20 protein-coding genes, 2 tRNA genes and 1 pseudogene are annotated in these 24,436 nt (G+C 70.8%); 10 read left to right on the top strand and 13 right to left on the bottom strand.

What is annotated here, in order from left to right:
- The first annotated feature begins 1,173 nt into the window (after positions 1-1,173).
- The 3 genes and pseudogenes from ABD346_RS37650 to ABD346_RS37640 all read left to right on the top strand — a co-directional run bounded on the left by ABD346_RS37650 (position 1,174) and on the right by ABD346_RS37640 (position 2,971).
- On the top strand, positions 1,174-2,367 hold the full coding sequence (locus tag ABD346_RS37650; RefSeq protein WP_344380820.1) for a Gfo/Idh/MocA family protein: 1,194 nt from the start codon (positions 1,174-1,176) through the stop codon (positions 2,365-2,367).
- 72 nt (positions 2,368-2,439) lie between these two features.
- Positions 2,440-2,775, top strand: a pseudogene (locus ABD346_RS37645) (MmcQ/YjbR family DNA-binding protein).
- A 119-nt stretch (positions 2,776-2,894) separates the two neighbouring features.
- Positions 2,895-2,971 (top strand) — tRNA-Pro (locus tag ABD346_RS37640).
- A 167-nt stretch (positions 2,972-3,138) separates the two neighbouring features.
- On the opposite strand, the gene ABD346_RS37635 is transcribed toward ABD346_RS37640, so the two are convergent.
- On the bottom strand, positions 3,139-4,029 hold the full coding sequence (locus ABD346_RS37635; protein WP_344380819.1) for a DUF4436 family protein: 891 nt from the start codon (positions 4,027-4,029) through the stop codon (positions 3,139-3,141).
- A 454-nt stretch (positions 4,030-4,483) separates the two neighbouring features.
- Here ABD346_RS37635 and ABD346_RS37630 point away from each other — a divergent pair, with 454 nt between their 5' ends.
- Positions 4,484-5,776, top strand: coding sequence for an alpha/beta hydrolase (locus ABD346_RS37630; protein ID WP_344380818.1), 1,293 nt, complete (start codon positions 4,484-4,486; stop codon positions 5,774-5,776).
- Between the two features lie 13 nt (positions 5,777-5,789).
- Positions 5,790-7,400, top strand: a complete 1,611-nt coding sequence (locus ABD346_RS37625) for an alpha/beta fold hydrolase (protein ID WP_381226497.1) — start codon at positions 5,790-5,792, stop codon at positions 7,398-7,400.
- Between the two features lie 93 nt (positions 7,401-7,493).
- On the opposite strand, the gene ABD346_RS37620 is transcribed toward ABD346_RS37625, so the two are convergent.
- From ABD346_RS37620 to ABD346_RS37610, 3 genes are all read right to left on the bottom strand, one after another.
- A complete protein-coding gene (locus ABD346_RS37620) occupies positions 7,494-8,393 on the bottom strand; it encodes a diacylglycerol/lipid kinase family protein (protein WP_344380817.1) in 900 nt (299 codons plus the stop codon).
- 53 nt (positions 8,394-8,446) lie between these two features.
- Positions 8,447-8,538, bottom strand: a tRNA-OTHER gene (locus tag ABD346_RS37615).
- Positions 8,539-8,627: 89 nt separating this feature from the next.
- On the bottom strand, positions 8,628-9,257 hold the full coding sequence (locus ABD346_RS37610) for a TetR/AcrR family transcriptional regulator (RefSeq protein WP_344380816.1): 630 nt from the start codon (positions 9,255-9,257) through the stop codon (positions 8,628-8,630).
- Between the two features lie 150 nt (positions 9,258-9,407).
- On the opposite strand from ABD346_RS37610, the gene ABD346_RS37605 reads away from it, so the two are divergent.
- Genes ABD346_RS37605 through ABD346_RS37595 form a run of 3 tightly spaced genes read left to right on the top strand, consistent with a single transcriptional unit; the run spans position 9,408 to position 13,827 of the window.
- A complete protein-coding gene (locus ABD346_RS37605) occupies positions 9,408-11,000 on the top strand; it encodes a DHA2 family efflux MFS transporter permease subunit (RefSeq protein ID WP_344380815.1) in 1,593 nt (530 codons plus the stop codon).
- Positions 10,997-13,066, top strand: coding sequence for an MmgE/PrpD family protein (locus ABD346_RS37600; protein ID WP_344380814.1), 2,070 nt, complete (start codon positions 10,997-10,999; stop codon positions 13,064-13,066). Before ABD346_RS37605 ends, ABD346_RS37600 begins: the two co-directional genes overlap by 4 nt.
- Positions 13,063-13,827, top strand: a complete 765-nt coding sequence (locus tag ABD346_RS37595) for an SGNH/GDSL hydrolase family protein (protein ID WP_344380813.1) — start codon at positions 13,063-13,065, stop codon at positions 13,825-13,827. The genes ABD346_RS37600 and ABD346_RS37595 overlap by 4 nt, the downstream gene beginning before the upstream one ends.
- A gap of 11 nt (positions 13,828-13,838) precedes the next feature.
- Here the strand turns inward: ABD346_RS37595 and ABD346_RS37590 are convergent, their stop codons facing one another.
- The 8 genes from ABD346_RS37590 to ABD346_RS37555 are packed head-to-tail and all read right to left on the bottom strand — an operon-like array spanning position 13,839 to position 21,466.
- Positions 13,839-14,888 carry a fatty acid desaturase family protein gene (locus tag ABD346_RS37590; protein ID WP_344380812.1) on the bottom strand — a complete coding sequence of 350 codons (1,050 nt, stop codon included), beginning with the start codon at positions 14,886-14,888 and terminating at the stop codon, positions 13,839-13,841.
- Positions 14,885-15,859 (bottom strand): VlmB-like protein, encoded by a 975-nt coding sequence (locus ABD346_RS37585; protein WP_344380811.1) that lies wholly within the window; start codon positions 15,857-15,859, stop codon positions 14,885-14,887. The genes ABD346_RS37590 and ABD346_RS37585 overlap by 4 nt, the downstream gene beginning before the upstream one ends.
- A gap of 5 nt (positions 15,860-15,864) precedes the next feature.
- The gene (locus tag ABD346_RS37580) at positions 15,865-16,329 is read right to left on the bottom strand and encodes a flavin reductase family protein (protein WP_344380810.1); all 465 of its coding nucleotides are present in this window, start codon (positions 16,327-16,329) and stop codon (positions 15,865-15,867) included.
- Between the two features lie 14 nt (positions 16,330-16,343).
- Complete coding sequence (locus ABD346_RS37575) at positions 16,344-16,835, bottom strand: hypothetical protein (protein ID WP_344380809.1); 492 nt, start codon at positions 16,833-16,835, stop codon at positions 16,344-16,346.
- Positions 16,835-17,368, bottom strand: a complete 534-nt coding sequence (locus ABD346_RS37570; RefSeq protein WP_344380808.1) for a type II toxin-antitoxin system RatA family toxin — start codon at positions 17,366-17,368, stop codon at positions 16,835-16,837. Before ABD346_RS37570 ends, ABD346_RS37575 begins: the two co-directional genes overlap by 1 nt.
- Entirely contained in the window at positions 17,361-18,647 is a 1,287-nt protein-coding gene (locus ABD346_RS37565) for an aspartate aminotransferase family protein (protein ID WP_344380807.1), read from the bottom strand. The genes ABD346_RS37570 and ABD346_RS37565 overlap by 8 nt, the downstream gene beginning before the upstream one ends.
- Before the next feature lie 13 nt (positions 18,648-18,660).
- A complete protein-coding gene (locus tag ABD346_RS37560; RefSeq protein ID WP_344380806.1) occupies positions 18,661-19,794 on the bottom strand; it encodes an acyl-CoA dehydrogenase family protein in 1,134 nt (377 codons plus the stop codon).
- A gap of 10 nt (positions 19,795-19,804) precedes the next feature.
- Complete coding sequence (locus ABD346_RS37555) at positions 19,805-21,466, bottom strand: aldehyde dehydrogenase family protein (RefSeq protein ID WP_344380867.1); 1,662 nt, start codon at positions 21,464-21,466, stop codon at positions 19,805-19,807.
- Positions 21,467-21,650: 184 nt separating this feature from the next.
- On the opposite strand from ABD346_RS37555, the gene ABD346_RS37550 reads away from it, so the two are divergent.
- Positions 21,651-22,643 (top strand): phosphatidylglycerol lysyltransferase domain-containing protein, encoded by a 993-nt coding sequence (locus ABD346_RS37550; protein WP_344380805.1) that lies wholly within the window; start codon positions 21,651-21,653, stop codon positions 22,641-22,643.
- A 12-nt stretch (positions 22,644-22,655) separates the two neighbouring features.
- On the opposite strand, the gene ABD346_RS37545 is transcribed toward ABD346_RS37550, so the two are convergent.
- The gene (locus tag ABD346_RS37545) at positions 22,656-23,393 is read right to left on the bottom strand and encodes an AfsR/SARP family transcriptional regulator (protein WP_344380804.1); all 738 of its coding nucleotides are present in this window, start codon (positions 23,391-23,393) and stop codon (positions 22,656-22,658) included.
- Positions 23,394-23,844: 451 nt separating this feature from the next.
- Here ABD346_RS37545 and ABD346_RS37540 point away from each other — a divergent pair, with 451 nt between their 5' ends.
- Positions 23,845-24,426, top strand: a complete 582-nt coding sequence (locus ABD346_RS37540) for a DUF308 domain-containing protein (protein ID WP_344380803.1) — start codon at positions 23,845-23,847, stop codon at positions 24,424-24,426.
- Positions 24,427-24,436: the final 10 nt, after the last annotated feature.

Genomic DNA, 24,436 nt, shown 5'->3' with positions numbered 1-24,436 from the left:
AGAGGCCGACCTCCTCAATGCTGTGGATCACCTTCGGTTCGTACAACATTCGCCGTCAACTTTGGCCAGAATCAGGCGTGTTGACGTTTGAATGGCGATGTGTTGTGTGCGGGCCGGCCCGTTCGGTCCCAGTCGATTGCATCCCCTTCACACAACTTTCTGCCACATGCCAACGGCAAAGGTTTCGTGGGCATGTGGCACTGAGGGCCAGGAAGCGGAATCGGATGGGCACGGTCGTGACATCCGGGGACACGTGCAGAACCGATTCGGCTTCGACATCGACGAAAGCGACCTTCCCTTGATGCATGTGGGTGAATGAAGGAGGCCCGCAGTGCCGCACCGGCCTGCGCCGTCGCTTCGCCGGGGTGGCGTCGGGTGGCGAACAGGTCGTCCGTGTACGGGAGTTGTGCCCGCGGTGGCCGGGTCGCGCGACCCGTCGGGAAGGCTGGGCGATTCGCCCCATCGCAGCGCTGACCTGCCTGTCTCCTGTGGGACGTGCGACATGGCGGATCTCGGACCGGCGGCAGCGAAGAGGGGCGGCGATCTCGCCTTGCCGCGCGGCGCTTCACGCCGACCGCCCGGCAGGAATTCGCGAGGGCATCTCCGGCTGACTGTCTTGATCCGTAACCCCCTTTCCTTGAACGAGAGTTGATCGGTTCTGAAAGAGGCACCGATACCTCTCCGTCACGCTTGCGGTTGCGCTCGGGGGCGGCGCGTTGGGGTGCGGTCCGGCGCGCACCGTGCGCGGAAGTGGTCCGGGGTGCGTGTCGGAGCATCCGATACGGAATCGGAGGCCGCCCTGGTCGGCGTCGTGCGGCACCGGCACGGTCAGGCCAGTGGGCGTCCGCATCCGGACACCGGTCGCCGACGCGAAACGGGGGTTGACCGAGCGGCCCACGCTGCCGTACGGGCGCTCGCGGTCCCTGAGGTGTGGGGAAGTGGTGAGGATTCCGGCCACCCCGTGGGCCGTACGGGCGCCCGCCCGGCCGACGCCGGCGGGTGGCTGCCGGGATGTACCTGCCGTGGGCACCGGCATCGAGAACAATGCGCAGCGTGCCCCTGGACGAGATTGTGCCCGCCGGTCGGTACGTCCCGCGCCCCGGCGCGGCCCGGCCGTCCCGCGGCACTCCCGCCCGTCCCACCACAACACCGCCCGACGTGAAGGAAGTTGACATGACCGACCTCCGTATCGGCGTCATCGGATACGGCATGCGCGGCACCATCGCGCGCACCGCACACCGGCCCGGTCGCGGCGCCGTGGTCGCCGCCGTCGCGGACCCCGACCCCCGGGCCCGCGAGGCGGCCGCCGCGGCCTTCCCCGGCGCGCTCGTCACGACCGACCACCGCAAGGTGATCGAGGCCCCCGACCTCGACGCCGTGCTCGTCCTCACCCCTGACCACACGCACGCCGACGTCGCCTGCGCGGCCCTGCTCGCCGGGAAGCCGGCCTTCGTCGAGAAGCCCCTGGACATCACGGTCGAGCGCTGCGACGAGATCCTCCAGACCGCGCGCCGGACCGGCACCCGGCTGTACGTGGGCCACAACATGCGCCACATGCCCGTCGTCCGGATGATGCGCGACCTCATCGGCCGCGGCGCCATCGGCACCGTGAAGACGGTGTGGGTGCGCCACTTCGTGGGCTACGGCGGCGACTGGTACTTCAAGGACTGGCACGCCGAGCGCCAGTACACCACCGGCCTCCTCCTGCAGAAGGCCGCGCACGACATCGACGTACTGCACTGGCTGTCCGGTGGCTACACGCGCGACGTCCAGGCCATGGGCGATCTGATGGTGTACGGCGACAACCCGCACCGCCGGGCTCCCGGCGAGCCCAAGACCGAGGACTGGTACACCGAGGACGGCCACTGGCCGCCGCACACCCAGCGTGCGCTCAACCCGGTCATCGACATCGAGGACGTCTCGCTGCTCAACATGCGCCTCGACAACGGTGTCCTCGCCTCCTACCAGCAGTGTCATTTCACCCCCGACTACTGGCGCAACTACACGGTCATCGGAGACGCGGGCCGCCTGGAGAACTTCGGCGACGGCCCGGGCGGCCAGGTGAAGGTCTGGAACTCCCGGCGCTCCGAGTACCGCGCCGAGCCCGACGAGACGTACGACATCCCCAAGCCCGAGGACGACCAGGGGCACGCCGGCGCGGACCCGTTGATCATCGACGAGTTCCTGCGCTTCGTGCGTGACGGGGGCGTCACCGACACCTCGCCGGTCGCCGCCCGGATGGCGGTCGCCGCGGGCTACCAGGCCACGGCTTCGCTGCGGGCCGGCGGCACCCCGCACGAGGTGCCGCGGCTGGACCCCGGGCTCGTGGCCTACTTCGAGCGGGGGCAGCGGCCCGAGGCCGACTGAGGCGGCAGGCCGAGCCGGAGCGCCGAGCGGCTGCGCGGGGCCGCTGTCAGTGGTGCGGCGTACGGTCGTCCCATGGCCACCGCCGACGACGTACGTCGCATCGCGCTCTCCGAGGCGACGGAGGAGCTCGCCTGGGGCATGCCCGCCTTCCGCGTCGGGGGGAGATCTTCGCCCCGCTCGGCGACGACACCTCGATGGGCGTCAGATGTCCGAAGGAGGGCCGGGCTGATCGCCGCCGAGCCCGGCAAGTTCTTCCCGCGTGAGGGGCACGACGGCCATTTCGGCCGGCTGAGGGTGCGGCTCGCGGCCCTCGACGGCGCGCGGGAGCTGTCCGCGATCCTGGCCGACTCCTGGCGCCAGGTCGCCCCGCGCAAGATCCAGGACGCGCATCCGGCGCCCGGTGGCTGACGGGCGCCGCTCAGGGCCGCCGTGCGGCATCCGGGGAAAGGGGTTCGTGACCACCCGGGGAAGTGCGGTATTGTTCTCATGCACGAACGACCGGGGGAAACCCCAGGTCAGACGGGCATCGGGACGTGGCGCAGCTTGGTAGCGCACTTGACTGGGGGTCAAGGGGTCGCAGGTTCAAATCCTGTCGTCCCGACCATGCTTTTAGCAGGTCGGAGGCCGTTCTCTCACTCGTGGGAGGGCGGCCTTTCGCGTATCCGGAGCCAGGGTGGTCGCATCCCGGTCGCACGTCCAGCAGGTGCCACTCCACCCTGTCGACCACCGCCGAAATCTACGGGTACCTCATTGACCGGAGTGCGCACCGCCTCACGTGGCGGGCTGGGCGCCGTCCGCCTGGAGGGCGCTGCGGATGCTGGTGATGACCGCGGTGACCAGGCAGAGGGCGATGATGGTCTCGGCCCACAGGAAGGCGAACCAGTCCAGCACGCAGCCGATCGGGGGTGTGCCGGGGGCCGAGTTGCGGAACGCCGAGAGGGCGAACAGGGTGGCTGCCATCCAGGCGAGGGCGGGCCAGACCAGGCTCTTGGCGCGGGTCGTCAGGTACCACGTCCCGAGGAGCACGGACGACGCCAGTGCCCACATGACGACCATCATGAAGACCGCGAAGACGAGGAGGCTGCCCGATCGGGCCAGCCGCAGCCCCGCGGCGGCCTCCTGCCGGGAGGCCACGGGTTCGGCGGAGACCGAGAAGAGCGTGTCGTTGTTGGAGAACAGCAGGCGCACCGGCACCTGCCTGCCACCCAGCTGAGCCCGGAACCCGATGCCGGTCTCGTAGGTGTCGAACGGGTAGTCGCTGATCGACCCGCCTTTGAACGTGACGGACACGTCCCTGGTCTCGATCCGCTCGTGCGCCCTGAACGCCAGGTTACCGAGCGTAGCCCCGGAGGTCTGGAGGCTGAGCCCGGCCACAGGGGCGGATCCCTCCGCCTCGCCGAGGGTTCCGCGCGGGACGACCTGGACGTGGAGTTCCAGCTCCCTGGCCGTGGCATCGACGCGCTGGACGACAGCCTCCACGTCGACCCGGTCGGCGGCCGAGGATCCGGAGGTGTGGACCGTGTCGACGGCCTGCCGCTCGGTGAACTGCACCCACGAGCCCATGGCGACCGCCACCACGATCAGGACCGCGATGGACAGCAGGACCCGCAGGATCGACCCCCCGGCGCTGCGAGGGCGAGGCGGGTCCGACGGTGCGGCCATGGTGACTCCGGCGAGGTGGGAAGGGTGAACCGGCGCGCGCCCCATCGTGTCGGACGGCCGGGGGTTACGCGTCGTGACCGCAGCGCGTGCACCCGAACGCGTCACCCGGTAGCGTCGAAAGCGAGCGTTCCGCCTCAAACGCGTTGCGGCCGGGCCCCGTCGGCGGCCGTCGGCGATGTCGGCAGAGGAACGAGATCACATGCCAAAGCACAGCATCCGAGCGGTGACTGCGGCGGCAGCCCTGGCAGGCCTGGCCGTATGCGGCCCCGCACCGGGCAGCGCCGCATCGGCATCAGCCCAGGCTCCCGAGTCCGGCCCGACAGCCCCCCGGTTCGTGCCGGGCACCTGTCCGAAGCCACCGGAGCCCGTCCAAGAGCTCAACAGGGCCCGGTGCGGTTTCCTGGAGGTCTCCGAGAACCGCTCCCTCCGCGGAAGCCGGACCATCAAGCTGGCCGTGGCGAGAATCCCGACCGCCGCGGGGACGCCGGCCGCGGACCCGGTGGTGTTCATGGCGGGCGGTCCCGGTGCCGACACGTTCGACGACATTCCCTTCCTCGTCGGCTCCGGCCTGAACAAGGACCGCGAGCTGATCGTCATGGCCCAGCGCGGCAACCTCTACGATCAGCCGAACCTCGCCTGCCCGGAGGTCGACCGGTTCAACGCCCGGGCCGTGGGACTGGGCTATGACTCGCAGCAGGCGCAGCAGCTCATGCTGAAGGCGGTGCAGGACTGCCGGGCCCGCCTGACCGCTGACGGTGTCGACCTCGGCGCGTACAACTCCACCGAGAACGCGGCGGACTTCGCCGACCTGCGCACGGCTCTGCACATCCCCGAGTGGAATGTGTACGGATACTCCTACGGCAGCGATCTGGCCCTCACCTACCTGCGCCTTCACCCCGAGGGAATCCGCGCCGTGGCGATCGACTCGATCGCGCCTCCCCGGTTCCTGACCCTGCCGTGGGGATGGGGCAGCGCCGCGGAGGGAATCCACAACATCTTCGACGCGTGCGCGGCGCAGCCCGCCTGCAAGGACCGGTACCCCGACCTCCCCGGCCTGCTGACGGAGCAGGTGCACAAGCTGGAAGCCCACCCCCTGACGCTGAACGTCACGCCGCGGAGCGGGGGCAAGCAGGTCAAGACCGTCCTCGACGGGGGCGCCCTGCTGAACCTGATCGTTGCCTTCACCCCACGGCCCAAGGACATCCCGGCGGCGCTCGACGAGCTCAGCCGGGGCAACCCGGAGCGCTTCGCGCAGGCCCGGGCGGCCGGCTCGGTCCAGAAGACCGGCCAATTCGCGCACGGCCTGACCAACTCGATCGCGTGCGGGGAGTGGGCCCCGGGCCATTCGGAATCCGACGTGCTGAAGGCGGGGCGCAAGGCCTTCCCCGGATGGCCGGACACGGTCCTGGCCCAAGTGCCGCAGCTGCCCTTCCAGTACCCGGTGTGCGGTCTCTGGAACGTTCCGGACCGGGCGAAGATCCAGCGGGTGGCCACGGTCAGCTCCGTGCCGGCGCTCGTCGTCTCCGGCACGTTCGACGCCAAGACCGGGGCGAGCTGGGCCAAGGGCGTGGCAGCCGGCCTGTCCCGTTCGACCGCCGTCCTGGTACCCGGGATCGGCCACTGGGTGGTCCCGCAGTCGCCCTGCGCGCAACGCGTGCTGGCGTCGTTCCTCGCTCGCCCGACCGCTCCCGACACCTCTTGCGTGGCCGGACTCGCACCCGAACCGTTCACGATTGTCCCGAAGTAACCGGGAGGTCCAGATGGCCCGCCAGCGAGCACCTCGTCGTCGCCGCACCGTACGTCGACTCCAGGCCGCGTCGGCCGGCATGGCGGCCGGTCTCCTCGTCACCGGACTGCTCGCGGCACCGGTGCAGGCACAGTCCCGCACCCCCGCCGGCGCCAGTCCCGGGGCGCCGATCGGCACGGCCGCCCGGACGGTGGGCGACGCCCGCTACGAACCGGGCGCCTGCCCCAGGACGCCGGAACCGATCGAGGCGCTCAAGGGCGCCCGCTGCGGAACCCTCACCGTGCCCGAGAACCGCGCCAAACCGACCGGCAGGACGATCAGGCTCGGTGTCGCGATCGTGGCCGCCGCGTCCGCCACGCCGAAACCCGACCCCATCGTGTGGCTCGCGGGCGGACCCGGGGACGACGCGGTCGGTGAGGCGAAAATGGCGATCGACGGCGGCCTGAACCGCGACCGCGACGTGATCTTCATGTCGCAGCGCGGTACGTACTCGGCCGAGCCGAACGTCCTGTGTCCCAACATCGACGAGTTCAACGCACGTGCCGTCGGTCTCGTCTCCGACGCTCCGTCCACCGAACGCCTGCACGTCGAGGCCACGAGGGCCTGCCGCGACAAGCTGGCGGCCCGCGGCATCGACCTCAGCGCCTACAACGACACGGAGAGCGCCGCCGACTACAACGACCTGCGTACCGTGCTCGGCATCAAGCAGTGGAACCTGTACGGCATTTCCTACGGCACCCACCTGGCCCTGGTCGCTATGCGCCTGCACCCCGACGGGCTCCGCTCGGTGGGCCTCGACGGCATACTGCCGCCGTCCAAGGCCGGTTCGGTCATGACCTGGAACAGCTTCCGGCAGGGCATCGACGGCCTGTTCAACGCCTGCGCCGACCAGCCCGCGTGCAACAAGCGCTATCCCAACCTGTCGGCCACCTTCGACAAGCTCGTGCGCGACCTCGAAGCCAAGCCGGTCACCACCACCGTCACGCTGCCCGGCGGCGGCAAGCCGGTGAAGGTCGTGCTGGACGGCGGAGCCCTGGTGAACTGGTTGACCTCCGCCACCCATGTGGCCCCCCAAGTACCCGCCGCCCTCGACGAGCTGGCCCACGGCAAGCCCCAGCGGATCGCCCGGCAGTACGCGGGCGGCAAGCTCAGCCCGGCGGCGATCGGCAAGGTCGCCCACGGTCTCGTCTACGGCGTCTTCTGCAGCGAGTGGACACCGTACGAAAGCCAGGCCCAGGCGCTCGAAGGCGGCCGGAAAGCCTTTCCGACGTTTCCCCGCCCGGTCCAGGCCCAGGCGCCGCAACTCACCTTCCTCCGCCCGGACTGCGACACCTGGAACGTCCCCGCCGCCGCCCCCTCGATCCGGGACGCCACGCGCAGCGACATCCCCACGCTCGCTCTGTCGGGCGGCTTCGACTCCCAGACCGGAGCGGACAACGGACCGTACGTCGCCCGTACGCTGAGCAAGGCCAAGGTCGTCACGGTCCCCTACGAGCCGCACGTGGTGTTCGCCACCTCGAAGTGCGCTCAGGAGATGGCCGTGTCCTTCTTCGACACTCCGGCCGCACCGAGGACCGCATGCCTGAACAGCCTTGAACCGCCCGCATTCGAGATCGGTCGCTGAACCGGCGATCACCCCACCGAACACCCCTGACCTCCGGCGTTCCGGGTTTTTGGGCCGGAAGAAGTCCGGAACGCCGTGCGCGGCTCGGGCCCGTCACGGGGCGAGTACTGGGAGGGCGTGCGGGTCCACGTCCAGGGTGTAGCGGGCGGCAGCGCCCGGGAGCAGATCGCCGTCGTACTCGAAGACGAGTGGCTCCCCGTCGGTGCGCTCCACCACCACGCGACGGCCCCGCGCGTACACGACTCCGGGGCCGCCCACATGGCTGCCGTCGCGGCACAGCCGCAGGAGCTCGGGGAGAGGCAGAGCCGTGCCCGCGACGCAGACGTCGAGCAGTCCGTCGTCCATGACGGACCGCGGAAGCAGCATGAACCGGCCGCCGCGATGGCGGCCGCCCCCCACGCCGACCGAGACCGTCGGGCCCGCGTGGACGACCTCGCCGTCGACGGTGACCCGGCCAGGGTAAGGGCGGAACGCCTCGACGGTGCGGGCCAGGGCCTCCTCGTAGCGGGCCCGGCCCGTGTCGGCGACGGAGCGCGCGGTGACCAGCGTCTGGGCGGCGAGGCCGGACGAGGCGCCGAGCAGCGCCAGGCCGTCCGTCTCGGCGACGCGGGCCAGGTCGACCCGGCGCACGCGCGGCCGCGAGAGCGCGCTCTCCAGGGCCTCCTGCCAGGGCCGGTCGGACCAGATCTCGCGGTAGAAGGAATTCCCCGTGCCGAAGGGCAGCACGAGGAGCGGCACGCGCCGCTCCGCCGGTGCGCCCTCGTACAGGCCGGTCATGACGTCATGGGCGGTGCCGTCGCCTCCGATGGACACCACGAGGGCCGGGCCGCCCCGCTCGCCCACCGCAAAGGCGAGCTTGTGGGCATGGCCCGGCCGCTCGGTCACAGCCAGCTCGACTGCCGCGCCGACCCCCGCGATCCGCCGGACGACTGCCTCCGACATCTCCGGTGTGTACGTTCCCGCGGCCGGGTTGGCCACTACCAGAACGGACATGAGAGATGGAGTCATCGGCGGGCACCTCGTCGCGACAGGCGGCTCCTGGGCTGTGGCGGAGAGGGCAGGATTCGAACCTGCGAGGGCTTTCACACCCGGACCGGAAAGCACCGGAACCCCGTTGGGCCGCTTCGGGTACCTCTCCCCGTACGCCTCTTTCCGCGTACGTTCCGATCCTGCGGGCGTGGGCTGAGATTTCGCTGAGACGGCACTGAGACCGTGGGCCGGGTGGTCTCAGGCGGTCGGCTCGGGCGCGCCCAGGCCGCGGTGGGCCAGTTCGAGGACTGCGGCCGTGACCGCCTCGACGTCGATGGGCTCCGCGCTGCTGATCAGGTCGTCCAGCAGACCGTGCGCGCCGTGGAACAGCATGCGGCAGGCGAGCCCGACGTCCCCGGCCCGGAAGGCGCCCGCGAGCGCGCCCCGGCCGATGAACTCCGCCATCAGGTCGATGACCCGCTGGTTCGAACTCCGGCACAGATCGAGGGACTTGGCGTTCGCCGAGCGGTAGACGATGCGGTGCAGCTCTGCGTTCTCGACGGCGTGCGCCACCAGCGCCCGCACCAGCCGGTCGAGCGTCGGCCACCAGGCCCCGCCCTCGTCGAGGAGCGCCCGGGTGGTCACCAGGAACCGGTCGACGTACTCCTCCCACATCGCGCCGAGCAGATGGTCCTTGGAGTCGAAGTACAGGTAGAACGTGCCCTTCGCGACCTCGCCCGCCTCGGCGAGCTCGGCGACGGTGGAGTCCGCGAAGCCCTTCTCGCGGAACACCTCGGCGGCGCCGCTCAGCAGCGCCGCGCGGCGGTCCTCGGGGCTCCTGGTGACCCGCTTGCGGCGCGGACGGCTCGGGGGACTGGTGGTGGCCATGAACTCGCCTCCGGTTGCGGGGAGTTGGTCATGGCCCAATCTACCCTTCTGGTGACTGACCGCCAGTCATTGCGCATTGACTGACTGACCGCCGGTCATTATGTTGCGAAAGCCAGACCGTCCCCGGACCCCCTCACGTGAGGATCCGCAATGAGCGAGACCATCGGCGCCGGCTCAGCACATGCCCCAAGGAAGGGGCTGCTGCTGGCCTTCCTCTGCTTCGGCGTGTTCATGGTGTACCTCGACGCCACGATCGTGAACGTGGCGCTGCCGAACATCCAGCACGAACTCACCGCCGGAATAACCCAGTTGCAGTGGATCGTGGACGCCTACGCGCTCGCGTTCGCCTGCCTGCTGCTCACCTCGGGCACCCTCGGGGACGTCCTCGGCCGCAAGAAGCTCTTCCTCGGCGGCCTCATCGGCTTCACCCTCAGCTCGGTGATGTGCGCGCTCGCCGGATCCATCGGCGTGCTGCTCGTGGGCCGGGCCCTCCAGGGCATCTGCGGCTCCGTCATGATCCCGGTGTCGCTCGCCCTGGTCTCCGCCGCCTACACCGAACCCGCCGCCCGGGCCAAGGCCATCGGCATCTGGGCGGGCATCGGCGGTGTCGCGCTCTCCGCCGGCCCCGTGGCCGGCGGAGTGCTCGTCGACCACGTCGGCTGGCAGAGCATCTTCTGGATCAACGTTCCCATCGGCGTGCTCGCCGCGCTCGTCCTCGCCCGGCTGCTCACCGAAAACCGGTCCCCGCGCGCCCGCCAACTCGACCTGACGGGGCAGGCGTTGTTCATCGTCGCGATCGCCACGCTCGCCTACGCGCTCATCGAGGGCAACAGCAGGGGCTGGGCCTCGGCGCTCATCGTCGGATCGTTCGTGCTCTCCGCGGTGACCCTCGTGCTGTTCGTGTTCTGGGAACTGCGCCGGCCCGACCCGATGCTTCCGCTGAAGCTCTTCCGCAGCCCGGTCGTCGCGGTCGCCGGAGCCGTCAACTTCCTCAGCCTCTTCGGCCTGTTCGCCGCGATCTTCCTGCTGACGCTCGTCCTGCAGAGCCTTCAGGGGCTGAGCAGTGTGGAGACCGGCGTCCGCTTCCTCGCGCTGACCGTACCCATCATGATCGCCTCGTTCGCGGCGAGCGTCGTCGCCGCCAAGGCGGGCCCACGCCGGCCGATCGTCGTCGGATCCGTCCTGTCCGCTGCCGGGCTCTACGGCCTGACCGCCCTTGACGTGGACACCGGCTTCGGCGGCTACTGGTGGGCCCTGGCGCTGCTCGGCGTCGGCGTCTCCTTCACCGGCGCCCCGGCCACGGTCGCCCTGCTCGGCTCGGTCCCGCCCGAGCAGGCGGGCACGGCCTCCGGTATCTCCAACACCTTCCGGCAGGTCGGCGCGGTGTTCGGGGTCGCGCTCGCCGGCGCCCTGCTGCTCCGCCACCTGCGGGACGGGCTCCCGGGAGCGCTTTCGGCGGCCCCCCTCCCGCAGCAGGTCCGCGACCGCGCCTACGACCAGCTCAGCGGCGGCGACCTGTCGCAGGCCGGGACGCTGCCACCCGGCATGCGCGGCACCGTCATGGACGCGGTCGGCCCCGTCTTCATCGACGGCATGCACCTGGTGATGGAGGTCGCCGCCGCAGGCACCCTGGTGGGAGGCCTGTGCGCCCTGGTCTTCCTGCGCCGACGAGGAGACGGCGCCGCACCGAAGCAGGCCGAGGCGGCGCAGCCCGAGGCCGCCATGGGCCGGAGGCAGGGATGAGTGAGCCTTCACTGCTGGCCCAACTAGCTTCCTGGACAAGCCAGTTGGACGTCGAGGACGCCCCGGAACGAGTCCTCGCCCACCTCAGGAGCCAACTGCTCAGCCAGCTCGCCGCCGCCCGGGCCGGATACGGCCACCCGCTCGGTGCCAGGATCAGCCAGGCGTACGGGAGCCCTCTCCAGGCCGACCCCGAGCGCGCCGCGCACTCCCTGGCCATGGCCACCATCTGCCTGGACTTCGACGACACCGCGTTCGCGGGGCACCTCTCCCACTCCTGCGTCAACGTCCCCCTGGTGTATGCCGGGCCGCTCGGCCTCGACGGGCGGCGGCTCGCCACCGCGATCCTGGCGGCCAACGAATGCGCGGCCCGCATCACGGCCGCCGCCACGCTCGGCCCGTTCCGGGGCCAGACCGCCGGGCACACCCATCTCGCCGGTGCGGTGGCGGGCAGGCTGCGCGCCGAGAGCGCTCTCACGGACACCTGGGTGAACGCCCTTGGCCTGGCCTTCACCACCCCCACCTGGACGCTCCCGCGCGGCTTCTTCACCACCGACGCCAAGCTGTACACGGCCGCCGTTCCGGTACGCATCGGGCTCAGCGCCTGCGACGGTGCCCGCGCGGGACTCGGCGGACCGGCCGACGTCCTCGAACACCCCCAGGGCTTCCTCCACCGGTTCGCCGCGCTGCCGCTCCCCGAGGAAGCCGTCGGCGGGCTCGGCACGCTCTGGTACACCGAGACGCTCTCGTACAAGGTCCACCCCGGCAGCGCCTATCTCAGCGCGGCCATCGATTGCGCGTCCGAACTTCACGCGGTGGTAAGGGAGTTGGGGGACGAAGGCATCGCCGAGGTCGTGGTCGAGGGCTCGTTGTTCACCAGCGGCCTCGACCGGCTCACCCGTTCCGAGTCCGTCGGTCCCCACTCCAGCGTGGCCGCCCTGAACTTCTCCGTGCCCTACAACGTGGCGACCGCCCTGCTGACCGGATCCCTGGAGCCCGCCGACCTCGCACCGCCCGACGTCGCCCGGCCGGAACGCTGGGCGCTCGCCGCGAAGGTACGGACCGTCCACGACCCGGCGCTGAGCCGGGCGGCGCTGCTCGCCACGGCCCCGCTGGGACAGGCGCTGCGGCGCGCGGGGCAGCGGGCCGCGGGCTGGGCCGGGGCGGCCGGCCGGGAAGCCGCGGACGCACTGCCGCCGGACTGGCTGGCCCCGGCGGACGATTTCCGCTGGGCGACGAAGGATCTGGGCGCCCGGGTCACCGTGAGGCTGCACGACGGCCGTGAGCTGCGGGCCGAGCGCCGCACCGCCGTGGGAGCGGCGGGCAGCACGGACGGGCCGGGCCACGAGGAACTGGCCCGCCGCAAGTTCCTGCGCTGCGGCGGCGAGCCGGAAGTCGTCGAACTGGTCGAAAATCTGGCGGAGTTGGATCCGGCGGGGGTTTCGCGACTCGTCGAGCTGGCGCTGGGTGATCTGGGGGAGGGGGCTCTGAGCAGGCGGGTTCAGACCGAGCGGCCCGCGCCCGCGGGCTTCGATGGCGGGGCGGCGGACCTCGGGTCGACCCCGCTTCGCACATCCGAGGTCATGTGGGACACCGCCGGACTTGAGTCGGCGTACGACGGGCTGTTCCGTGCCGCGGCCTCCCGGGTCGGCGTCGGCTCCGAAGCCGACGGCGGGGCTGGGGGCGATGTCGACCGTACGCTCGCTCATCTCGCACTCGGCGACCGCCTGTTGGCGGACACCGCGCGGCAGGTGCTCGACGGGGCGGCGCCGCTGCTCGACAACGCCGCGGCCACCGACCCCGCGGCGATCGATGCGCTCGTCGCGGCGGCGGACCGGGCCGTCCTGGTCGAGCTCGTCCGGCGGAACGCGGCCGAGCTGGTCGGGCTGCTCGCCCGCACCCCGGACCGGCACCGGGCCGCCGACGTGAGGGTGCGGCTCGTGAACGGGGCTGGAGAGGAGTTGTTCAGCGGGACCGTTCCGTGGGGAGAGATCGTTCGCCTGCGGGCCGAGGAGCAGCTGCCGGGACACACGGACCGGATCAACTGCTGTGAGGAGAAAGCCGGTTGAGTGTCGAGCGAGGCAACGCCATGGAGGATCACGATCCGCCGGGTCCCGATCCGTACAACCCCGATCAGTACAGTCCCGATCCGCAGGGCCCCGATCCGTATGTCCTACGGCCGGGCGAGCCCGAGGAACTGCTGGCGGGCCTTCCGTGGCGGCGGGCCGTGGTGTTCGGCGGCTGCGAGGCGGGCCCGGTGCCGGTGGCCGCGGTGCGCGACCGGCGGGCGAAAGCCTGGCCCGAGCGGGTGGCCTGCCTGCTCAGGCAGGCCGGGCCGCCCGAACTCGCCTGCCTGTCCCTGCGCCCCCGGCGTGACCTGGTCCTGTCCGAGGTGCGGTCCCGGCAGCTGGCGCAGGCGCTGGCCTTCGAGGCCGACCTCGCGGTACTGGCCTGCGGCGGCCCCGATCTGCGGGCGCGCAGCTTCGACCCCGATGTGGTGGAGTCCGAACTCAGCCGGATTCTGACGTCGTTGAAGGGTGCGACCTGCCGGGACGCCGCCGTGGTCAGCCCCTTCGACTGGTCGGGATCCGGCCAGGTGGCCGACGCCCAGCGCGATCGCATCCGCACCCGGCAGCGCCTCCTCGTCGAGCGCGTCACCGTCGTGACGCTGCGTCATGGCGCCGTGCACATCGACCTGATGGCGTATGAGAAGGGTCTCGACTCCAAGCTGCTGTGGAGTTCGCAGCCCGGACGGCTGGGCGGCCGAGGGCACGCCGTGGCCGCCGCGGCGGTCGTGCGCGCCCTGGCCGGACAGGCCCGGACCCGATGAAGCCCACAGGCCTATGGTGGTGCGGAGGTCGCCGTCCCCTCCGACTCGGCGACCTCCGCGCTGATGCCGCCCAGGTATCCGGAGACCTCCCGGTACGACGCGATGAGCGACACCTCGGCGTACGGCAGGCCGCCGCGCAGACAGAACTCCTTCACCAGAGGCTGGGCGCGGTGCAGGCTCGTACGCGGCATCGACGGGAACAGATGGTGCTCGATCTGGTAGTTCAGGCCGCCGTAGAAGAAGTCGGTGACCCGGCCCGGGCGCAGGTTCCGCGAGGTGACCACCTGGCGGGTGAGCCAGTCCAACTCCTCGGTCTCGCCGTCGCGCACCGGCAGACCCTTGTGGTTCGGAGCGAAGAGCAGCCCCATGTAGAAGCCGAACAGGAGCTGGTGCACCAGGATGAACGCGACCGCCTTCGCGGGCGGCAGAACGTAGAAGACGCCGGCGAGGTACGCCGCCAAGTGCAGGGTGAGCACAGCCAGTTCGGTCCCACGGTACTTCTTCAGGGCGCCCCGCCGCGCGGCCACATAGCCGGACATGTGCAGCCGTACGCCCTCAAGTGTGATCAGGACGAAGAACATCCACGACTGGTGGCGGACGATGAAGCGGGCCGCCCGGCTCGTCCGCTGCTCGCGCTGGCTCGCGTCGAAGATGACCTGGCGGCGCAGGATGTCGGGATCCAGTGTCAGATGGTTGGGATAGTTGTGGTGGGCGGTGTGGTGGCCCACCCACCAGCCGAAGCTCACCCCGGTCAGCAGGTTGCCGTGGAAGTGGCCGAGCAGATCGGTGCCGCGGCGGGTGCGCACGATCTGCCGGTGGCCCGCGTCGTGACCGATCAGGCCCGTCTGCCCGAAGCAGAACGCCAGATACGCGGCGACCACGAGCTGCCACCAGCTGTCGCCCACGACCGCGAAGAGCACCCAGCCGACCGACAGGAGAAGGAAGTTGAGCGGTATCTTCCAGGCATAGTAGCCGGGACGGGTGTCCATCAGGCCGGCGTTCCGCACGATCCGGGTGACCTCGTCCAGCGTGCCGGACGAGGTGGGGACGGTGGTCGTCACAGTGCCTCCTCCAGACCCATGTACTCCAGGCGGCGGCGCTGCATGGCGTCCGCCCAGCCGAGCGCGGTCGTCATGCGCTCCTCGACATCGGTGTCCACCAGGCGTCGGCCCGGCCAGATCTCGTAGTCACCAGCCAGCTCGGCGTGCTTGCGCAGCCCCTCCTGGAAGAGGGACTCGCGGCGGAAAATCATGTCCGTGGCGGGCAGTGAGCCCCACAACTCCCGTCCTCGTGCGATCAGTTCGAGGATGCGGGTCTTGTCCTCGGGGTGCGCGAGAAGGTGTTCACGGGCGATTGAGCTGCCCACCGTGAGATGCCGGATCTCGTCGATGGCGGCGCCCCGCTCGATGTCGGCGGCCGCAGGGTCGAAGATCCGCCACTTGCGCTCGCTGAGCTCCGCCGCGGGCGCGAGCACCCCTTCGACCAGGATGGTCAGGACGACCACGCCCCCGATGAAGTCGCCCTCGTCGCGCAGCACCCGGAGGCCGAGCTCCTCCAACGGCGCCAGAACCGCCTCGCGGTCCGCTCCGGCCAGCCGTTCCACGGTCGGCCACAGCTCGCTCTCGGCCACGCCGAGCGACGTCAGGTGCGAGCGGAACACCATCGAATGGCGTGCCTCGTCCAGGAGTTGGGTGGCGTAGAACTCCATGCTGTCGATGTCGGGTGCGAGCGCCACCAGATAGGAGATCGCCCGGGTCGCCTTCTCCTCCGCGATCGAGCGGAACGCCAGCTCCTGGGTGAGGGCGTCGTTCAGCGGGCCCGGCTCGCTGGTCACCGCCAGCGGGCGGACGTCGTCGGCGTGGCCCAGTTCCTGGCCGCGCAGGGTGCCCTGCGGGACGGCCCGCAGCCAGTACCGCAGATCGCAGTCGGCGGCCGTCAGCTCAAGGCGCATCGCCCCGTCCACGAGGGACGGCGCCTGCTCCCGGTCGGCCTCGGCGGGTATCGCGCCGAGAACGCTCTTGGTGTCGGTCATCGGATTCAGCTCCTGGTGTCGGTGTTGAGCAGGGGAGTGCCGCTGCCGAGGTATGAGCCGAGCACGCGGGCGATGAGCAGCTCGTGGTCGCCGACGGGCACGGTCCGCTCGATCCGGCACTCAAGACGCCCGACCGTTCCGGCGAGCAGCGGCACCCCGTCGGCGGTGTACGGCTCCCACGCCGACTCGGCCTCCGGGCCGAACAGGGCCAGCCCGTCGCTGCGGTCCTTGCGCGCGAAGTACCGGGCCAGCGGGGCCTGTTGGACCGTGAGGCCGTTGACCACGAAGCGGCCCGCCGTGAGCAGCGCGCCGAGCCCCCGGCTGCCCCGGCGCAGCGCGACCGAGACCATCGGCGGGTGGACCGAGGCCACGGACAGCGTGCTGACCGTGACCCCGTGCGCCCGGTCCGCCGCCCCGCAGGTCAGCACGGACACCCCCGACGCGAACCGCCAGCCCGTACGGGTGGACACGCTCCCCGGCGCCGTCATGACGGCCTCGCACCGAGGCGTACCGCGTGGTGCTCCCGGCCCGTGGTTCCGGCCGCGTACTCGCCGCTGAAGCGCTGGTACGCGGGGTGCGCCACGGGTTCGAAGCCCACGCCGAACGGCTTCAGGAAGTTCCCGAAGACCGCCCGGTCGCCGAACAGGTGGATGGGCAGCGCGAGCAGCGCCCACTCGGCGCCGAACAGCCAGATCCACGCCAGCGCCACCAGTGTCTGGGTGGCGAGGCTGTGCATCACGTTGTAGAGCACGTAATACGTCTGCGGGATCCGGCCGTCCGGGCTTCGGTGATGGGCGATCGCCCCCGGGATGTAGCCGATCAGGTCGATGTACACGAAGAGGCCGGCTGCCACGCCCCACCGCACCTCGCCGAGATGGGCGAGGAGCAGCCCGGCGGCGACCGCGAGCCCGACCGCGTACTCAAGGCGGACGAGGCGGTACGTCACCGGCGTCTCGAAGAGGTTCTTCGCGTCCATCAGGCGGCCGCTCCGGGGCGGTTCCGGTGGGGCGCGGCCGCGGCGGCCAGGGCGACCGAGCGTGCCACCGGGTCGTCGCCGACCACATGGGCCCGCTCGAAGAGGCTGGTGACCACTACGCCGATGGTCTCCTTCAGGACCCGCGCCGCGACCGGGTCGAGAATGCCCGCGAGGCTCGGGATGCCGAAGTCGAACTCGGCGGCGAAGTCCACCAGGCACCCCTCGCCGTCCGGCGTCACCGACCACGTGCCGGTGAACTCGGCGAAGTCGCCTTCGAGTTGGCGGAAGGAGATCCGCAGCTTCGCCTCGTCGAACCGGTCGGTCTCCGTCCAGCGCAGGATGCCGTTGCGGAAGTACACCTCCCAGTCGCTGCGCTCCTCTCCCTCACCCACCTCGTGGACCGTCACAGACCGTACGACGGGGGCGAGTTCCGGATAGCGCGCGTAGTCCTTGATGCGGTGGTAGGCCGTGCTGGGGCAGACCGCCTCGACACGGACGGTCAGTTGAGTGCTGCGCATGGTTGTCTCAGCCACTTTCACGGGTCGGTGTGTAGCGGGCGGCCTGGGCCCGGCAGGCCCGGTCCACCGCCTCGTACAGGAAGTCCAGGTCGCCGCGGGTCAGGACCGCGGGCGGGGTGAGCCGCAGGACCAGATGGGAGTTGAGCGAGTGGTTGGCGATGACGCCGTGCTGGATCAGCTCGATCAGCAGGTCGCCCGCCGGGCCGGGTTCGGCGAACTCGATGCCCAGCATCAGTCCGCGCCCGCGCACCTCGCGCACGGCCGTTGCGTAGTGGCCGCGCACGATCCGGCCGACGACCCGCAGGATCTCCTCGCCGAGTACCCGCGCCCGCCCCACCAGGTTGTCCTCGCGAAGCGCCGCGATCGCGCCGCGCGCGGCGGCCATCGCGAGCGGCGCACCGGAGAACGTCGAGGTGTGCAGATACGGATCACGGTCGAAGGCGCCGAACACCTCGGGCGTCGCGAGCACCGCGGACACCGGGACCACGCCGCCGCTGAGCCCCTTGCCGACGAGCAGCAGATCGGGGCGCACTCCCTCGGGACCGCAGCCCCACCAGGTGCCGAGCCGGCCGAGGCCGGTCTGGATCTCGTCGACGGCGAGCAGGGCCCCGTACTCGCGGCAGGCGTTCTCGACCGCGCCCAGATAGCCGGGCGGCGGAATGACGACCCCCGCCTCGCCCTGCACGGGTTCGACGAAGACACAGCCCTCGCCCGGGCAGGCGGCGAGCTCCTTGCGCAGGGCCTCCACATCGCCGTACGGCACATGCGTGACCGAAGGCAGCAGCGGGCGGAAGGGGTCCTGGAAGACGTCCTTGCCGGTGAGGCTGAGGGCGCCCATCGTCTTGCCGTGGTAGCCGTCCGCCATCGCGACGAGCCGGGTCCTGCCGCGCGTGCGGGCCACCTTGATCGCGGCCTCCACCGCCTCGGCGCCCGAGCCCGCGAAGTGCACCCGCTCCAGGCCGGGCGGGGCGACGGAGACCAGGGCGTCGGCGGCGAGGGCGATCTGCGGCTCCATGAAGAGGCGGGTCGCCACCGGGTGCTGCTCCAGCTGCTCCCGTACGTGGCGCATCACCGTGGGGTGCTTCGCGCCGGTGATGAAGACGCCGTAGCCTCCGCAGTTGAGGAACTTGCGCCCCTCGGCCGTGGTGACCCACGCCCCCTCGGACGCCACCTCCACATGGCCGCCGAACATCTCGCCGAGCGTCGCCCGGCCCTTGCTGAGCCGGGCCCGGTACAGGCGGCCGAGGGCGTCCCGGTCGGGCAGTTCCCTGACCGGTGTTGTCGTGACCGTCATGGTGTCCACCCCTTCAGGCCAGCCGCAGCGGGTGGCCGTCGACGTGGTCGAGGAAGGGCGCCGCGAAGCTCGCCCGCGAAGGCGGGTGGAAGGCGAGCCCGTGCGAGACGGCGGCGAGGTAGGCCACGTCGGACGAGCCGATGAACGCCATGCCGCCGAGCAGTTCCACCGCCCGCCGCACCGCCACGCCGAGCGCGTCCTGCGCCGCGTACCGGGCCACCAGCGTCTTGGCGAGCGCCTCGTTGCCGTGCTCGCCGTCCCCCAGCATTCGGGCCACGCCCTCCAGGAGCAGGCCCGCGCTCTCGTAGGTCATGAAGAGCTCGGCCCGGTCGGAGACGCTGCCCCGGCCCGCTGCGTGCGCCCGCTCCACCAGGGCGCCGGCCATGCCCAGGTACGACGCCGAGATCAGCAGCTCGAACCAGATGAAGCCGACCGTCTGGAGCTCGTCCAGCTCACCGGCTCCGCCCAACTCCGGCCGCACGACGAGCTGTTCGTCGACGAAGGCGTCCGTGAGCCGCACCTCGTCGCTCTCCGCGCCGGCCAGCGCCCAGCTCTTCCAGAACGGGTGGACGGTGATGCCCGGAGTGCCGCGCGGAACCAGGAGCACCGCCATCTCGGAGCCGGAGTCGGTGGGCAGCGCCACGGACGCGGTGAGCAGATCCATGGAGTGCGCCAGGCTGCACGGCTTCTTCGAGCCGTTGATGAGATAGCCGCCCTCGGCCTTCGCCGCGGTCATGGTCGGCGACAGGATGCCCTGTCCGGGCCGCCCCTCGGCGAAGCCCGACGAGACCAGGAGGCCCTGTTCGGCGATGCCTTCGAGCAGCGCCCACTCCATGCCGCTGCTCTTGATGCTGTCGGCGAGCGTGAACAGGGTCGCCACAGAGAAGTGGTGCATGGTGGTGCCCACGGCCAGCGACGGCGAGGCCGCCGCGATGGCCCCCACCACGGCGAGCGCCTCCAGCGGTGTGGCGCCGCTGCCCTGGTACGCCTCCGGGATCACCAGACCCGGGCCCTTGCACGCCTTGAAGTGGGCGAGGGCCGGGCTGCCCGGCGCCTCAAGCTCCCTCAGCGGGATGTCGGCGAGCTTGCCGAGCAGCCCGGGCAGGAAACCCTCACAGACCTCCGCGGCCCGTTCCGTCGAACGCATCGGATCCTCCTCAGGCCGCACTGCTGCCGGTGCCGAACACGGCGTCGCGCGGGCGGATCCCGCCGGGTGCCACGCTCACGCCCTGCACATGGGTGGTGCGCAGCATCGGATAGTTGGCCTCGCCGAACACGCCGCCGGTCAGGCCGGTACCGCCGTGCGAGGGCAGATAGGGCAGGAAGCCGATGTGCGAGTCGTTGACCTTGAGCAGCCCGCCCTCGGTGACCCGGGCCACGAACCGGTCGACGACCGCGCGGTCCTTCGCCCACAGCGAGTTGCGCAGGCCGTACCAGTTGGTGTTCACGAAGTCGATGAACGACGTCAACAGCTCGTCGTCCTCGGCCTGTTCGGCCACGACGACCGGGAGCAGCGGGAAGAACGTCTCGTGCCGCACTGCCTGCACCCGCCGCGCCTGGGTGAGCCCGTTCACGCGGACCACGGTCGGCTCCAGGAAGATGCCGTTCGCGTCCCGCGTTCCGTCGAGCTGCATGGCATGGCCGCCGCAGACCAGCTCGGCGCCGTGCGCCAGAGCGTCGTCGAGGCACTCGAAGAACTTCTCGTTGCGCAGCACCGGGGTGAGCAGCACCCCCTCGTCCCCCGCTCGGCCGGGCCTGATCCGCCGGGCCTGACGGGCCAGTTCGGCCACCAGGCGGTCGGCGACGTCGGGGTGGGCCACCACCTGGTTGGGAATCATGCAGAGCTGGCCGGAACCGTAGAAACCCTCGGTGAGGGCTTCGGCGGCGAGTTCGACATCGGCGTCCTTCCAGACCGTCACGATGTCATTGCCGGCGAGTTCGAGAATCGGCTTCTTTCCGGCGGCGATGCACCGCTCCTGGAACCGGATACCGCTCTCGCTGCTGCCGAAATACATGATGTCGTCGACATGCTCACTGGCGAGCCAGGAGTTCAGCATCGGCCCCGGGTCCCCGCAGACCACGCCGAGCGTGCCGGGCGGGGCGCCCACCTCGTCGAGGACGGGGGCGACCAGCTCCTGCAGGGCGTACATCACGCCGAGCGGGCCGCTGCGCGGTGCCCGTACCACCAGGGCGTTGCCCGCGAAGATCGAGTACACGCCGAGCAGGGCGCTGGCCATCGGCGCGTTCTGCGGCGGGTTGAGGCACACCACTCCGTCCGGCCTGCGCCGCACGGAGATCTCGCGCACCCCGTGCCGGAACTCCTGGATCATCTGCGAGTGGTAGAAGCCGATCGACTCCGGGCTCCAGCACTGCAGCATCCCGGACACCTCCCAGCGGGCGAGTGCCAGCGGGTGGCCCTCCTGGACGAGCACCTCGATGATCTCGCCGGTGCGCTCGGCGATGCGCTCGCGCAGCAGGGAGCAGACCTGGTCGAGGCGTACGTCCAGAGGCGTCGCACCCCACTCGGCGGCGGCGCCCGCGGCCGCTTCGAGGGCCTCCTCGACCGTGTCGGCGGAGGCCTTGGCCACGCGGGCGACGATCGAGCCGGGCAGTGGCCCGATCGGTGTCCAGCCCTTCTCCAGCTTGCGTTTGAGCGTGAGACTCGTGAACGCGTCGTCGAGGAGAGCCGCCGAGTCGACGACGTACACCCACTCCTCACCCGGCACGCTCTTCCCCGCCACGTACGAGCCGTAGGAGCGCGCCCCCTGGGCGAGCAGCACGTCGTCGGGATGCAGCAGTGCACGCGATTTCGCTGATATTCCGGTCACGCAAGGCCCCCGTTTACGTCCGCCCCGCACTGCGCGACGGAATTGCTTGAATGTTTCGCCGTAAATTTTTCAGCCCTGGCTGAGAAGCGCCTGAGACGGTGCTGAGACGGCGGCTTCAGGGAATTCGACACGGCCCGGTGGGACGATTCGCCGGACGACCAGCGGAGGAGCTTCGATGACCGGTCATGTCCTTGCCATTGACAGCGTTCTGCATCAACTACGGGACTACGCGGACAATCCCAGCGCGTTTCTGGCGATGAACACGGGAAACGAGTACTTCACCGTGCCCGGCAGTGCGGGTGTGATCGCCTATCGGAGTGCGGGGAAGTATCTGATGCAGTTCGGCGGGGTTTTCGCGCCGGAGCATGCGCGGGATGAACTCCTGCGCGGATTCCTCGATTTCGCGTGGGCGCGCCGGAGCACGGTGGCAGCCGTCCAGTTGCAGAGCGAGGACGTCGCTCTCTACGCGCGGTGCGGATTCACCGTGAATCAGGTCGGCTCCTCCTACTCCCTGCACCTGCCCGAATTCGGGCTCAAGGGCTCGCGGTTCGTGAAACTGCGCAACAAGGTGTCGCGGGCACGCCGCAGCGGACTCGACGTGGCTGAAGTGCCCTACGAGCACGTCGCGGAGGACGCGCGGAACATCGACCGGCAGTGGCTGCGCGGCAAGGGGCGCCACGTCAAGGAGATCGAGTTCCTCGTGGGTCAGCTCGGCGGTCCCGGCCAGGTGCACCGCCGGCTGTTCGCCGGCCGGATCGGCGGCGAACTCGTCGCCTACATCTCGTACTCGCCTGCCTTCGGCAAGCGCGCCGGCCTGCTGCACGACCTCAGCCGTCGGCTGCCGGGAACCGCGCCGGGCGTCCTGGAGGCGATCAACCTGACGGCCGTCGAGGCCTTCCGTGCGGAGGGCGCGGAGTGGCTGCACCTCGGCTTCACTCCGTTCACCGGACTCGCGCCCGAACACGAGGCGCCCTCCGCCAGCCGGCCCACTGCCTGGTTCCTGCGGCAGCTCGCCGCGCACGGCGAGAAGGTGTACCCCGCCGCGAGCCAGCTGGCGTACAAGGAGAAATGGGCGCCGCACCTGGTCCTGCCCGAATACCTGGCCTTCCAGGGAAGGGCCAGGGCGGGCGCCGTCTGGCAGCTCCTTCGGGTCACCAACTCCCTCTGAGATATGGCGTGTTCAGCGTCCGGCGGGCACCGGCTCCTGGCGCAGGATGCCCTGGAACCTGGCCCGCAGCGCCTCGCCGGGCTCCAGACCCAGGTGGTGCGAGAGCCGCTGCCGGGTGCGGTGGTAGGCGTCAAGAGCCTCGGCCTGGCGGCCCGAGCGGTACAGCGCGGTGATCAGCTGCTCGCAGAACCGCTCCCGCAGCGGGTACTGGGCGTGCAACTGCTGGAGTTCCGTGATGATTTCACGGTGCAGCCCCCGGGCGAGCTCGGCGTCGAAGAGGTGCTCGTACGCGGTGAGCCTGATCTCGGTGAGCCGGGTGTACGCCATGCGGCTGATCAGGCCCTGCCCGGCGTCGAGCAGCGCGGGCCCGCGCCACAGCGCGAGCGCCTCGGTGAGCAGCCGAACCGAGCGGTCCGGGTCGCTCCGGCCGAGCGCGGTCGCCTCGCGGACCAGTGACTCGAACAGCGAGGCGTCCACGTCGCTCTCCGGGAGTGCGAGGGCGTAGCCGAAACCGGACGTGCGGATCAGTTCCCGCAGGCCGTCGTGGCCCGTACGGGATTCGATGACACGGCGGAGCCGGGCCACATGGCCCTGCAGGGAGTTCTCGGCGTTGCGCGGGAGTTCCTCTCCCCACAGTTCGTCGATGAGGTCGTTTCGGGATACCGGACGGTTGGGCGAAAGGGCGAGTGCCGCCACGATCGCCCTGAGTTTTTCGCCGGGAATCTTGAACGTGATGTGTCCGTCGGTCAATTCAAGGGATCCGAGCAGGCGAACTTTCAACGTGCTTCCCCCGTGCTGCGTGCAAAAAACGGAATCCACGGCGCCGGGCCGTGCGGGCCCGGCGAGTGGATCAGGTGTGCCCGGCGAATCGACCGGGCCGCGGATCGGCGGAATGATCGGCGTTCTTCGCCGTCGATCTCTCGCCCATCGCTCCCAAGAGCAGTGCTCTACCCCCGTAGAGAACATGGAGGAAGAGTATTTCGCCCTGCTATTAGGGTCAACGTCCCAGAAGATAACGGTGGGTTGACAGCGCGCTGTCCGCTGTCGCGCGGTGATCCGCGCCCGGCGGGAGCGCCGCAGGTGGCGGGGTCCCGTGCGCAACCCGCAGGTGACGGCTTGTGAGTGGACTCACGTCGAGGTGTGGCGCGGCCGTGACCTGGATGGAACACCGTAACGGGGGAAGCGATTACGATCCGGGCTCATGAGCACCTCGGATCAGGAACAAGCGGTGGACGCGACCCCGAAGGCGCGGAGTGCGTCCCGCGCGACGGAAGCGTCGGTACCGAACCAGGCCCCCAGCCGGCCCCCGGCCGAGCGGGCTCCGCAGGAGCAGGGTGCCGAAGCCGCCGAAGCCGCCGAGGGCGCGAAGGTCGGCGGGGCCGCCGGGGACGATGCCCCCTCCACGCCCGCCGAGCTGCCTAAGAGCCAGCAACTGCTGGATTCCGCCAAGAACTTGGACGACCCAGAGCCTTCCGGCGAACCCGCCGAGGAGCCCGTCGACGACTCCGCCGACGACTCCGAGCGGCACGGCATGGCCCCGCGGCAGGCGCGCCGTATCCGCATGGTCGCCGCCGGGGTGCTCATGGCGGCGATGGGGGTGATCCTCGTCGTGCGGCTTGCGACGCGGTCCTCCGTGCTCGTCGTCGGGGTGTACGGGCTCGCGCTGATCCTGTGCGGCGTGGTCATCGAGCTGAGCCGCAACGGGCGCACCCGCCTTGGTTCCTGGCTGCTCGTGGTGGGCCTCGCCGCGGCGCTCGGGATGGACTGGTTCGTCCTGCCGTGACGGCCGCCGC

The sequence above is a fragment of the Streptomyces mauvecolor genome, from assembly GCF_039532965.1.
In the GTDB taxonomy this organism is placed as follows: domain Bacteria; phylum Actinomycetota; class Actinomycetes; order Streptomycetales; family Streptomycetaceae; genus Streptomyces; species Streptomyces violascens.
This window is presented reverse-complemented; position numbering and strand designations above follow the sequence as displayed.

Coding starts and splice junctions, on each gene's coding strand:
- ABD346_RS37650 (WP_344380820.1), top strand. CDS start 1,174: ATGACCGACCTCCGTATCGGCGTCATCGGATACGGCATGCGCGGCACC.
- ABD346_RS37635 (WP_344380819.1), bottom strand. CDS start 4,029: ATGGCCGCACCGTCGGACCCGCCTCGCCCTCGCAGCGCCGGGGGGTCG.
- ABD346_RS37625 (WP_381226497.1), top strand. CDS start 5,790: ATGGCCCGCCAGCGAGCACCTCGTCGTCGCCGCACCGTACGTCGACTC.
- ABD346_RS37620 (WP_344380817.1), bottom strand. CDS start 8,393: ATGTCCGTTCTGGTAGTGGCCAACCCGGCCGCGGGAACGTACACACCG.
- ABD346_RS37610 (WP_344380816.1), bottom strand. CDS start 9,257: ATGGCCACCACCAGTCCCCCGAGCCGTCCGCGCCGCAAGCGGGTCACC.
- ABD346_RS37605 (WP_344380815.1), top strand. CDS start 9,408: ATGAGCGAGACCATCGGCGCCGGCTCAGCACATGCCCCAAGGAAGGGG.
- ABD346_RS37600 (WP_344380814.1), top strand. CDS start 10,997: ATGAGTGAGCCTTCACTGCTGGCCCAACTAGCTTCCTGGACAAGCCAG.
- ABD346_RS37585 (WP_344380811.1), bottom strand. CDS start 15,859: ATGACCGACACCAAGAGCGTTCTCGGCGCGATACCCGCCGAGGCCGAC.
- ABD346_RS37575 (WP_344380809.1), bottom strand. CDS start 16,835: ATGGACGCGAAGAACCTCTTCGAGACGCCGGTGACGTACCGCCTCGTC.
- ABD346_RS37565 (WP_344380807.1), bottom strand. CDS start 18,647: ATGACGGTCACGACAACACCGGTCAGGGAACTGCCCGACCGGGACGCC.
- ABD346_RS37560 (WP_344380806.1), bottom strand. CDS start 19,794: ATGCGTTCGACGGAACGGGCCGCGGAGGTCTGTGAGGGTTTCCTGCCC.
- ABD346_RS37550 (WP_344380805.1), top strand. CDS start 21,651: ATGACCGGTCATGTCCTTGCCATTGACAGCGTTCTGCATCAACTACGG.
- ABD346_RS37540 (WP_344380803.1), top strand. CDS start 23,845: ATGAGCACCTCGGATCAGGAACAAGCGGTGGACGCGACCCCGAAGGCG.